Origin of the sequence: Acinetobacter sp. NPDC052428, assembly GCF_044547685.1 — a bacterium.
Classification (GTDB): Bacteria; Pseudomonadota; Gammaproteobacteria; order Pseudomonadales; family Moraxellaceae; genus Acinetobacter; species Acinetobacter lwoffii_G.
The window spans coordinates 1-11,421 of sequence record NZ_JBIUAT010000053.1 but is presented as its reverse complement, the minus strand read 5'-3'; the positions used below and the strand labels follow the sequence as shown (position 1 = coordinate 11,421).

The window sequence follows — 11,421 nt, the reverse complement described above, 5'->3', positions numbered from 1 at the left end:
ACAGGAAGTACAGCGTGTGGATCATGCCTATTTACCGGATGACCTGGTTTCTATAGGCCGTGATACCGAAACAGTTGCCCTGTCCAAAGCGGTGAGATATTTTTCTGAACATCGTGTATTCCTGAATGATGATCGAACCGTAGTCTTCAAGTGATCCTGTCTAGTGGTGTAAAAATAACTTATATTTACAGCACTTATCTCATTAAAAAACCACCACCTCGGCATTAATTTTGCTTAATTATTAAACAATAATTATTTTTTATAATGGGGATTCTCATGAAATTAATCACAGCAATTATTAAACCATTCAAACTCGATGAGGTACGTAGTGAACTGTCTGAAAAAGGTATTCAGGGTTTAACTGTCGCCGAAGTCAAAGGTGCAGGTCGCCAAAAAGGTCATACAGAAATGTACCGTGGTGCAGAATACAACATTGAATTTGTTCCGAAGATGAAACTGGAAATTGCTGTGACAGATGATCAGGTTGACCTAGCAATTGAAGCAATTACTAAAACTGCCTCAACAGGTAAAATCGGAGATGGTAAAATCTTCGTGGTTAACTTGGAACAAGTCATCCGTATCCGTACTAGAGAAACTGGCGAAGCTGCAATTTAAGTCAGGAATATACTGATCAAAAGCCGCCTGATGGCAGCTTTTTATATGGGTGATCATTCTTCAATAGAAAGCCTACCCGAAGGCAGGCAGTGCAGTAACCGATTTTAGCCTTTTGCTGTACGTTTCAGCTTTTGTGGATCATCGAATGGCAAAGTGTGAGTGATAGCGTTCACTTCTAAACTACCTTTGACCTGGATCGGTCTGCCCTGTACGGCATAGTCCACATCCACACGAGCAATTGCCACAGATTTCCCGGTCAATGGTGAGTACATACCGCAAGTGATCACACCAATTTTTTTATCACCATCCCAAAGTGTATCTCCCATTTCTGAGGCTTGTGGACCTTCCAGTAGTACACCAAATATTTTAAAGCGTTCTTTATCCTGTAAACGTCGATGCTCATAACAGCCACGGAACTCACCTTTTGTAGGAGAAACGGTAAAATCTAGTCCCAGTTCCCACAGCGTGTCTCCACAGGTGTCATTTTCAAATGGGAAATATTCAGAGTTATCATAAGGGAAAAACAGCAGATAACTTTCAGTACGCAACCAGTCCAGTGTAGTAAATGAACAAGGAATAATCCCATAAGAAGCCCCCTTCTCTAGGATGGTTTCCCAGATCATCGGTGCATCGGCTGCCTTACAGAAAATCTCATAGCCACGCTCACCTGTATAGCCAGTACGCGAAATCATCACCGGAGCACCGAACAGCTTGGTTTGCAGATGATGAAAATATGGCAAATCCCGGATGCCCGACACATGTTCAGCCAGGAAATCTACCGCAAGAGGCCCCTGCAGCGACAGGTCATGCAGGTCATCATCAAACAGGACCGCCACTTGACGTCCCACAGCTGAACGTACCAGCATTTCATGACCAATCCCCGTACCATGTACCACCATAAAAGCATTCGGTCCAGTACGGTAAATCACGCAATCGTCTACAAACTTACCCTGTTCATTCAGCATCGTGGCATAGACGGACTTGCCCGGATAGAGTTTTGAAATATCCCGTGTAGTGGCATATTCCAGCAGGCTTTCTGCATGGGGTCCTACATAATGCACTTTCTTCAGGCCTGAAACATCCATCAAACCAGCTTTGGTACGAATTGCAGTGTAGTGATCTGCAATATCAGAGTTATAAGTCCATGCGGTGCCCATCCCGTTCCAGTCTTCTAGTTTTGAGCCAAGCTGACGGTGATGAGTAGCCAGGGCTGAAATACGCCAAGAATTTGCCATTCGATTAGATTCCTTAAATGAATAGTTGATTTATCAGTTGCTAAGAATTAATTGCTGTCTGAATCAAATTGACTCAGCCATTGCACAAGGGGTTCACGGTATTCACTAATACCTTTATAGTCGGCAATAGGCTCTGGCAAATCACGGATCACACGATGCAAACGCTGAGCCCAAGCTGGATTCGTGCAAAGGTCATTCAGGCTGATCAGATAAGTCCGAATACTGAATAGCAGTGCATTGCTCGGTGCCAGGCGTGGCATCATCTGCAGTTCGACACGCAGATGTAGCATATGACCGGCATTTTCAGCTGTGACCAGACCGCGTTCATGTCCCCAGAGGTGATAAGTTTCGGATGAGGTATCCATACGTGGATTGACCGTCATAGTCCAATTCAGACGACGGTAGGGTTGCCCAACCTGAATGTTCAACAGGAACTTCAGTGCTCGATCGAATACCCCCAAGTTATGGGCTAACTGTGGGACTGGTGAATGCCACTGCTTGAAGCTCATGCCAGCATCGAAATTCAATGACCAATCAGCAGGGCCAGTAATCATACCCGTGTCCATAAATAGATCCCCGTCACGCTGATCCAGAATCGCTACATCACCCTGAAACTGGCGGCTGATGAATTCAAACGGATGCATTGGCAGTGTTTCTGTATCTCCAAAAACAAACTGCTGATCAATATTCAGCGGCCGATTGATCCAGTGCCATTCATTACCCTGTTTGCTGAGTTGGAAATGCTCTGGATAATCTGTAGCGTAACGCTCCATGACCATCGCCAGAAAATCCCAGCTCGCCTGCAGCATATGTGGCATGATAATGCAGCGTTTAGGATCCTGTGCTAGGGTCAGACGACGCTCATTCATTTCCGTAACATAATGCTCGTCTATATCGAACCAATGTTCAAAAATAGTCCCTGGCCTTGACGTTGCTGGTTCGATATTGACCGAATACATGTATTGGTCTTCTGGAAATGGAAATGGAAAACGTTCGATTGCTTTTCTGCTGTTGTAATAGCTGAACTCATCATGCATGTTTTCATTGGGATTGAATTGCACGGTCATTGCGTTTTCCCCTGTTGTTATATATCTAAATGAAGGCATTGCCCGGCTTTGGCACGCGAAACACACGGCATCAGCAGACTTTGTTGTTCCTGTAGGCTGAGATAATGATCCAGATGCTCCACTTCTCCCGCACTGTACGGCGTTACGCACTGGCCGCAGACCCCACCGCGGCAAAGATTGGGTATCTCTACCCCGTTAGCTTCCAGTGCTTCCAGCATGCTGAAATCACTGGCTACATGTATGTTTCTATCGGATTTAGTCAGATGCACATCAAATGCAATACCCGGTGCCGGTGAGTTAAATGCTTCCCAATGCACCCGATTTGGCGACCAGCCCAGTTTTTTAGCACTAGAAGTAACAGCCTGAATCAGACGCTCAGGACCACAGATATAAACATGAGTATTCAAATGCTGTTGGCTCAGCAGCGCTTCGACATCCAGTCGCTGCTGTGTTTTTTCCGAATAGATATGCACCTGCTCATTGAATAATTGTTTCAAGTCTGCTTCATAGGCATTGCTGAGACCATCACGGCAGGCATAGTGCAGCTCAAAACTGTCACCTGCATGCAACATAAAACGCATATGTGACATGAATGGAGTAATACCAATGCCTCCGGCAATAAAGACATGATGCTGGGCCTGAGAGTGAATCGAAAACAGATTGAGGGGGGCTGAAATACTGAGCTGGTCACCCACTTTAACCTGTTCATGCAGATATCTGGAGCCGCCACGGGACTGTTCCTGCAAGCGTACGGCAATTTTGTATTCATGTTGATCATAAGGGTCATTCAGCAATGAATATGCATTACACAGCACCCGGTCAGGCAACGGCAGTTGCACCACAATATGACTGCCTGAAGAAAACGGCAGCAATTGCTGATTCACTGCTTCAAAACTAAATTCACGAATAACCGGCGTAATCTGCTGAATTTCTTTAACGCGTACAGAAATATTTAAACTCATGATGCTGCTCCCATTGGCTGATGAGCATTTGCACAGACGCCCATATATGCACCCAGTCGCTGTGAAAAATGAGTACGTATCATGAGATGAACTTTGCACTGTTCACAGGTGCAGTATTCTTTTTCTTGGGTAATTTGCTGATGACCACAATGTACACAGTACACTTGCTTCTTTGGCTGCCCGTCTGCATGCAGGATCTGGGTAAATTCTTCTTTCAAACAGCCCAGCTGAGTCAAAGAGCGTTGTATTTTCCAGATAAAAGTTTCATTGCCTACAACAATACTATGTACGCCTGCCTTGGCCTGACTCAGGTATTGAGTTAGGGCATACAGCACTGCTTCTAGTCCATATTCATCCGCAGATGGCTGGATCAGCAGCTGATATGGGGTAGCTTCGCCTAAATGACCTCTAATCTGTTCAAGCACTACATCATCTTCCCGTTCCAACACAATCAGATAGGATGATGCAAAAATTCGAATATCGCGGTAATTCTGATAAGTTGGTGTACTGTGCATAGTGTTCGACATCAGCTGAACGCATCCCCTAAAAACGTTATAGTTCAATATTTAAAGGATTTCTGAGTCCTGCACTATTCCCTAAAAAACATACCCCATTTGAGGTATTCAGCTGGTCTGCAACCCAACCTTGCATAAAAAAAGCAGAACCGAAGGCTCAGGTTCTGCCGAAAAGGAACTTTATTTTAGAGTAGAAGAATTATCCTGCTTTTTGCTTTACTGTAGATCCAGCATGTAGATAAGCATCTAGGGAGTCGTCGAGTGCTTCCAGCCATGTAGTGTGATGTGGGGAGGCTTGGGTACCTGTCATTAAAGAACGATAGGTATGATCCCGGAAGGTCATAATGTTTTCTTTCTTATGTTTTTTCCAGGCCAAAAAGGTCTGCCGCACACCTTCAATATCAAAGGTCGGATAATCCGTCTGTTCAATTAAACGCATGATGTAATCCCCCTGAAACTTATACATGGCATGCACATTCTCCAGGGATTTTTCTGCCTCGTGCCATGCTAATGTATCAGCCTGCATTTTCTGCAGAGACGGCAATGTGATACGGCCCAGCATGACATCACGGGCAAACCAGGCTTGTGCATCAAACATATTGAAGGAATACCATTGATCCTGCATGCCTAGGTAAAACAGTTTCGGATTCTGTTCCCATACCAATCCTTGGTACAGATTTAACGGATACAGGATATTATTGGTTCTTAAACTCAGGGATCCTTCAATGAATGGGAAATGGTGCAGGTAGCCTGTACACAAAATGATGGCATCTACAGCTGCTGAACTGCCATCCTGAAAATAAGCATGGGTCTGATCCACATGGGTCAGCTGTGGCCGTTCAGACCAGTTTTCTGGCCACTTATAGCCCATTGGGGCACTACGGTAACAACTGATGATATTTTTGGCTCCATATTTATAGCACTGCGAGCCGATATCTTCTGCGGAATAGCTACTGCCGACAATTAACACATTTTTGTTTTTGAATTCTAGTGCATCACGAAAATCATGAGCATGTAAAATACGCCCACCAAATTTTTCGAAGCCTGGATATTCAGGAATTCTCGGTGTAGAAAAATGTCCAGACGCCACCACGACATAATCAAATGTTTCACTATAAGTTCGCTCATCAGCATAATCATGTACCGTCACTAAAAACAGCTGGGTTGCATCGTCAAAGCTGACATAGCGTACTGCAGTATTGAAACGTACATATTGGCGGACATTGGCTTTTTCTACACGTCCTTTAATGTAATCCCACAGGACTTCACGCGGTGGATAAGAACCTATGGGACGGCCAAAATGCTCATCAAAGGTATAATCAGCAAACTCCAGACATTCTTTTGGCCCATTTGACCACAAATAGCGGTACATGCTGCTATGTACCGGTTCGCCATGCTCATCCATACCTGTATGCCAGGTATAATTCCACTGACCACCCCAGTCAGACTGTTTTTCAAAGCAAATTAATTCTGGAATTTCAGCACCTTTGGCCTGGGCAGACTGAAATGCTCTTAATTGCGCCATTCCGCTTGGCCCAGCCCCAATAATTGCAACTCGTGTCATGGTGGATCTCCATGTTTGTATTAAACAAATGCGGTGTTGCAAATAACTTAGCGTGTGGCGAGCATTCAGGTAATTCCTCAGAATGAGTACATAATTGTATATATTTTTTTTAATTTTAATGCAGCGTTTCAGCTTGTGTTTGAAAGACGATGCCATCTACTCCCAGCACCATCCCACTGTCAGAATATACACCCTGACCAATTTCCTGTACCCAGCGCACGTGGTTTGTGCCATCCATTAGCCGGTAACGGATATGAAAGCAGCCATGCCACTCTAGTGCCTGCTGGATGTTTTGCCAGACATACTCCCGGTCATCTGGATGGATCAGCTGGCCATAGAGTGGAGTATTGAGGAGTTCTTGCTCATTGTGCCCCGTAATCCGCTGACAGCCTTCACTGACATATTCCATAGTCCAGTCACGGTTATTACGTGAACGGTACATCATAATGGGCATCCGTTGCAGGATGCCTTTTAGCATACGCTGCTGTGCATCTTTGACACTACGTGCTTTAACCAGATCTGTCTGCTCTCGGGCGATCATGCACCAGATTCGCCTAGACGAACCTGCACCCTGAGACTCAAGTTCAATTTTTTTAATAGTAGCCTCAAACCATGCCAGTGCTTGTCGATGATCAATGAGCCGAATCTGCACTGGTTTACCCAGTTGTGATTGCATTTCATTGACGAAACAATATAAATCTTCAGGATAAAGCTGTGTGGTTAAATCACCTGTGCCAGCATGGCTGAAATTGTGCCAAGCCTGATTGGCCTTGAGAATTCGCATCTGTTCATCAAAAATCAAGACAGTTTCCCGTAGCTGTTCGAAGACAGGCGTCCAGCAGTGTTCCAGTACTGCATTATTATTCAGTGAATGTATGTCTGAAATTATGGGTGACATGGTTCAACCCTCTTCTACAGCGCTGAATTCTGAAAGATTCAGGTTTTGGTGTGCCCAAACAGAAAGCTCCAGCCTGGAGTGCACATTCAATTTACGCAGCAGATTTTTCACATATACTTTCACTGTGCCATCACTAATTCCAAGTTCCCTTGCGATCAATTTATTGTTCAGTCCTTTGGCTATCAGCTTCAGTGTTTCCTGTTCGCGCTGGGTCATATCATGCAACAAATGTGCATTATGCTGTTGTCTAGACGCAGGTTTCTGAACCGGCATGCTTCTGAATTGCTGTGCCAGAATATGAATACTCCTCTCTTGCAATACCGTTTTTCCTGCATACACCTGGTACAGATTCTCCAGGATCACGTCAGGCAAAGTATCTTTGGCTAAAAATCCATGTGCACCATAACGCAATGCATCCAGCAAAGCCTGCTCCTCCTCACATGCTGTCAGCATGACAATCTTGAGCTGATGCTCACAAGAGCTCAGTGCTTTCAACACATCAATGCCCGACATTTCCGGCATTTGAATGTCCAGCAAAAGAATATCTGGACAAACATAATCGAGTGACTGGATAAAATCATATCCTGATGAATATTCCTGCATCAGGCTAAAGTCATCAGACTGCCGGATGATATCAGCTACCCCACGACGAAATAGTGCATGATCGTCAACAATACTGACCTGTATAGATGGCATGAATCAGTCCTCCGAAGCCAACTGTAATTTTAAATCCACGCAAGTCCCGTGTGGCTGTAGCGGATAAATGCGAAGCACCGCCCCGATCCGCTCTGCACGTTCCTGCATGATCTCCAGTCCAAAGCTGTCTTTACGTTTAAGTTCTGGACGAATCCCCTGTCCATTGTCAGAAATAGTCATATATAGATGGCCGGCTCGAATTTCTAGCAGCACTTTGGCATATGACGCATGAGCATGACGCACAATATTGCTTAAGCTTTCCCGCACGATATACAGCACCTGTACAGACTGTCTGGGCAGGATACTGACGTGATGCACCCGATGATCGAGTTCAAAGACAATACTGGACTGCTGTTCAAATTCCTGAATGACTTTTTTTAAAGCCACAATAAAATCGAGTTCCTGATAGGCTAATCTGGATGCAGTGATCAGTTCACGCACCTGCTGATAGGCATAATGGGTATAACTAGAAATCTCTTCGACCTGTTCAGAAAATTCTGGATACTTGCCCTGTTTACACTGTTGGCACAACTGTGCTGATTTCAGTCTTAAGAAGCCAAGAATCTGCGCAATACTGTCATGCAGATCTGCTGAAAATGCTTTTCTTTCCAGCTGCAGCACATCCTGTATATAACGTTTCTGCTGATCACGTTCTTGAAAGCCTTGCTGAATACATTCATCCAGCTGCCGAAGCAAAGGCTGATAAGCCTGGTGGCTATCATTAATATTCAAATACAGTCGCCATACCATAAAGTCTTGACCGACCAGCATTAGATCTGCAACATGCTGACCGATGTACACCGTTTCCGCCCAGCTTTGAATATCACTATGTGATGACAAAGGTAGCAGTATCTGCTGGATCCGTGCGATAGCTGATGCTCCCAGCCCCTCCTCTACCGCATGGTAGATAAAACATTCCTGAGTAAACGGATAACACAGCACAACAGCACATTCCGGGATATGTTCCACAGGTTGTTGCCATTTCAGGTATTCCAGACATTTGGGCAACTCACTGTTCAAATCCTGAATACGGCTCAGCTGATTTTTCAGATGTAGACAATAGGACTCAAACCTGTGAGCTGCCAGTTCCTGCTGAAGCTGCTTGACTTGAGCAAGCATGCCGTTTTGTCCGGGCTCAAATAATGCATTCATTTCATAATCCATTATTTTTGCACTCATATCGTTCCATAAAACTAATGATTCAAAATTATTCTTAATAGTTATAATTTTTGAGCATTAATCATGCCAATTGTCATCTATCCCATGAGAGGTATCCCCTCAGAGAAATAGAAGCAGCGTTGAAAAAAGGGAAAGATAATCAAAGAATGATATGGACCTTTGGTGAGCATATGGGACATTTATCTGCACCGAATACAATAGACACCTTTCAGGATGCCTTTATCCATCTGCTGCAGCCGATTAGGACACTCCATCTACGGGTGGATCCTCAAACTCTACAATGTTTCTATCTAGATACTGGGGATGAAATTGAGCTGTGTTTATCTGAACAGACTGTTGAACTTCTGGCACTCAATGAAAAAGCTCAACCATTTTTCGAAGCACTCGAAAGCCTTAAGACGCCCTATACTATAAGTCCAGCGGCACAGACCCTAGCACAGCTCAAGCAACAGACACCTTCTGCTCAAGCTTTGCAGCATCAACTCGATCACTATCAGCTATCACAGGATCTGCTTCAGCAGTCTTGGCAGATCACAGATCAGCACGCTATACGTCTTCGTGCAAATCAGCCTGTTCAAGTGTATGTATTCAATACTGGCTTAGATCAGGACATTACTCTGCCATTCAGCTTGGAAGAACTCTCAGTTAGGCTGTATAAAGCACAGCCTATGGAGCAGTACCTGCCAGAACCTTTGGCCAAACCTGTCCAGGAAATTCATGTGCTACGTGCCTCTGCACGCACTTATACGGTGAAAAAAGGCCAGTGGATTCAGATTATTGATGTTTCAGGAAAACAATGTTCAGACTTTCTGGCCTTTGACCAGCATGCACTGGCTCAAGGGGTTGAGATTGGTCTCGATGCTGTAGCAACCCGGACAGTACTAGGCCAAGCCGTACCCAGACCTGGACTGCATTCTCGTTTTTATGGTACAGACATGCAAAACCTAGTAGAAGTAGTACAAGATACTGTCGGACGCCATGATATGTTTTTAACTGCTTGCAGCCCTAAATTCTATGAAGACTCCGGCTACTTTGGTCATATTTCCTGTACAGAAAATTTTAACCAGGTACTAAAACCTTATCACATCGCATCACGTGCATCCTGGCCTGCTATTAACTTTTTCTATAACACCTTTGTCGAGGACTGCGGCAGGATCGGTATGGACGAACCGTGGTCCAGACCTGGGGATTATGTGCTGTTGCGAGCCAACCGTGACCTGATCTGTGCCAGCTCCGCCTGTCCGGATGACATTGATCCATCCAATGGCTGGATACCGACTGACATTCATGTCCGGATTTATGCCGAAACAGAATACTTCAACAGATCCCAGCATTACCGGATCACGCCTGAGGAGCAGCCTAGAATGACCATGTCATCCGGATTTTTTTCAAGAATCAATTCACTTACCTCCAAAATCAGTGAATATAAAGGCTATTGGGTCGCCAATGAATATGATGGCTGGGGAGCAACAGCAGAGTATCTGGCTTGCCGTGAACGTGTAGCTATGCTGGATCTGAGTGCCCTGCGTAAATTTGATATTGCTGGCCCGGATGCCGAAGCCTTTATGCAATATGTTCTCACCCGGAATGTCCGAAAGCTGGCAGTTGGTGAAATTGCCTACTCCGCCTCCTGCCTAGAAACTGGAGGTATGGTGGATGATGGTACGATCTTCCGTATGGGTCAGCAGAACTTCCGTTGGATTTGCGGAGATGAATATTCTGGAATTTGGCTCAAGCAGAAAGCACAGGAAATGGGCTATCAGGTCAGTATCCGCAATGCCTCACAACAGATTCATAATTTGGCAGTTCAAGGACCTAAAAGTCGTGAATTGCTCAGTAAAATCATCTGGATGCCGGAGCATCAACCTTCTTTAGAAAAGTTAGCTTGGTTCCATTTCACTTTAGGTAAGTTAGGTGGCCCAACGGGTATTCCACTCATGGTGTCACGTACCGGCTATACAGGCGAACTTGGCTTTGAAATCTGGTGTCACCCTAGCCATGCAGAACAATTGTGGGATACCGTTTGGACAGAAGGTCAACAATTTGAAATTGTGCCAATGGGCTTTGATGCATTAGAGATGCTGCGTATTGAAGCAGGGTTAATTTTTGCAGCGCATGAATTTGATGCTGAAACCAATCCGTTTGAAGCTGGCATTGGCTTTACCGTACCGATGAAAACCAAAGAAGAGAATTTTATTGGCAAACAAGCCCTGCAAAACCAAAATCCAGCTAGTCGACAAAAACTAATGGGACTAGTTTTAGATGGTAATGAACCCGTACATCATGGCGATAAAATCTATGCTGGACGTTTTCCTGTTGGTGTAGTGACCAGCAGTACGCTTTCCCCCTTGTTGAAAAAACAGATCGCGCTGTGCCGACTGGCACCAGAATATGCTCAAGCTGACATAGCACTGGAAGTTGGACATCTAGACGGTCACAAAAAGCGTCTTGGTGCCAAAGTAGTGACCCTGCCATTTTATGATCCTGAACGTACTCGTGTACGTTCCTAGCAACAGATCCCTTTAACCAACTACGAAGAGAACCTGGCCTCGGCTGGGTTCTCTTCATCTTGTTTAATAAGGTAAAGAGGTTTTCTGAACCGTACCGGGTTTGTCGGAGACTTTTTTATTTAAGTTAGGCCACCTGACCTAACGGGTTAATCTTATCATAGTACATTGCTTCAAACTCAA

10 protein-coding genes and 1 pseudogene are annotated in these 11,421 nt (G+C 44.9%); 3 read left to right on the top strand and 8 right to left on the bottom strand.

Annotation, left to right across the window (positions count from 1 at the left end; all coding sequences use genetic code 11):
• Both ACIG3F_RS15625 and ACIG3F_RS15620 read left to right on the top strand, forming a co-directional pair.
• A pseudogene (locus tag ACIG3F_RS15625) lies at positions 1–154 on the top strand (formyltetrahydrofolate deformylase); the annotation flags it as partial.
• 122 nt (positions 155–276) lie between these two features.
• Positions 277–615 (top strand): P-II family nitrogen regulator, encoded by a 339-nt coding sequence (locus ACIG3F_RS15620; RefSeq protein ID WP_312051424.1) that lies wholly within the window; start codon positions 277–279, stop codon positions 613–615.
• Between the two features lie 104 nt (positions 616–719).
• On the opposite strand, the gene ACIG3F_RS15615 is transcribed toward ACIG3F_RS15620, so the two are convergent.
• From ACIG3F_RS15615 to ACIG3F_RS15580, 8 genes are all read right to left on the bottom strand, one after another.
• Positions 720–1,850, bottom strand: coding sequence for an aminomethyltransferase family protein (locus ACIG3F_RS15615; protein WP_312051423.1), 1,131 nt, complete (start codon positions 1,848–1,850; stop codon positions 720–722).
• Positions 1,851–1,897: 47 nt separating this feature from the next.
• On the bottom strand, positions 1,898–2,917 hold the full coding sequence (locus ACIG3F_RS15610) for a DUF3445 domain-containing protein (RefSeq protein ID WP_312051422.1): 1,020 nt from the start codon (positions 2,915–2,917) through the stop codon (positions 1,898–1,900).
• Positions 2,918–2,934: 17 nt separating this feature from the next.
• Positions 2,935–3,879, bottom strand: a complete 945-nt coding sequence (locus ACIG3F_RS15605; RefSeq protein WP_312051421.1) for a PDR/VanB family oxidoreductase — start codon at positions 3,877–3,879, stop codon at positions 2,935–2,937.
• Positions 3,876–4,406, bottom strand: coding sequence for a dimethylamine monooxygenase subunit DmmA family protein (locus tag ACIG3F_RS15600; RefSeq protein WP_396470490.1), 531 nt, complete (start codon positions 4,404–4,406; stop codon positions 3,876–3,878). Before ACIG3F_RS15600 ends, ACIG3F_RS15605 begins: the two co-directional genes overlap by 4 nt.
• 187 nt (positions 4,407–4,593) lie before the next feature.
• Positions 4,594–5,958, bottom strand: coding sequence for an NAD(P)-binding domain-containing protein (locus ACIG3F_RS15595; RefSeq protein ID WP_396470488.1), 1,365 nt, complete (start codon positions 5,956–5,958; stop codon positions 4,594–4,596).
• A gap of 115 nt (positions 5,959–6,073) precedes the next feature.
• Positions 6,074–6,856 carry a PAS domain-containing protein gene (locus ACIG3F_RS15590; RefSeq protein WP_312051418.1) on the bottom strand — a complete coding sequence of 261 codons (783 nt, stop codon included), beginning with the start codon at positions 6,854–6,856 and terminating at the stop codon, positions 6,074–6,076.
• 3 nt (positions 6,857–6,859) lie between these two features.
• Positions 6,860–7,552, bottom strand: coding sequence for a response regulator (locus tag ACIG3F_RS15585; RefSeq protein ID WP_312051417.1), 693 nt, complete (start codon positions 7,550–7,552; stop codon positions 6,860–6,862).
• 3 nt (positions 7,553–7,555) lie between these two features.
• Entirely contained in the window at positions 7,556–8,704 is a 1,149-nt protein-coding gene (locus ACIG3F_RS15580; RefSeq protein ID WP_396470485.1) for a sensor histidine kinase, read from the bottom strand.
• 173 nt (positions 8,705–8,877) lie between these two features.
• On the opposite strand from ACIG3F_RS15580, the gene ACIG3F_RS15575 reads away from it, so the two are divergent.
• On the top strand, positions 8,878–11,241 hold the full coding sequence (locus ACIG3F_RS15575) for a DUF1989 domain-containing protein (RefSeq protein ID WP_396470483.1): 2,364 nt from the start codon (positions 8,878–8,880) through the stop codon (positions 11,239–11,241).
• Positions 11,242–11,421 lie beyond the last annotated feature (180 nt).

Coding starts and splice junctions, on each gene's coding strand:
- ACIG3F_RS15620 (WP_312051424.1), top strand. CDS start 277: ATGAAATTAATCACAGCAATTATTAAACCATTCAAACTCGATGAGGTA.
- ACIG3F_RS15615 (WP_312051423.1), bottom strand. CDS start 1,850: ATGGCAAATTCTTGGCGTATTTCAGCCCTGGCTACTCATCACCGTCAG.
- ACIG3F_RS15610 (WP_312051422.1), bottom strand. CDS start 2,917: ATGACCGTGCAATTCAATCCCAATGAAAACATGCATGATGAGTTCAGC.
- ACIG3F_RS15605 (WP_312051421.1), bottom strand. CDS start 3,879: ATGAGTTTAAATATTTCTGTACGCGTTAAAGAAATTCAGCAGATTACG.
- ACIG3F_RS15600 (WP_396470490.1), bottom strand. CDS start 4,406: ATGTCGAACACTATGCACAGTACACCAACTTATCAGAATTACCGCGAT.
- ACIG3F_RS15595 (WP_396470488.1), bottom strand. CDS start 5,958: ATGACACGAGTTGCAATTATTGGGGCTGGGCCAAGCGGAATGGCGCAA.
- ACIG3F_RS15590 (WP_312051418.1), bottom strand. CDS start 6,856: ATGTCACCCATAATTTCAGACATACATTCACTGAATAATAATGCAGTA.
- ACIG3F_RS15585 (WP_312051417.1), bottom strand. CDS start 7,552: ATGCCATCTATACAGGTCAGTATTGTTGACGATCATGCACTATTTCGT.
- ACIG3F_RS15580 (WP_396470485.1), bottom strand. CDS start 8,704: ATGAATGCATTATTTGAGCCCGGACAAAACGGCATGCTTGCTCAAGTC.
- ACIG3F_RS15575 (WP_396470483.1), top strand. CDS start 8,878: ATGATATGGACCTTTGGTGAGCATATGGGACATTTATCTGCACCGAAT.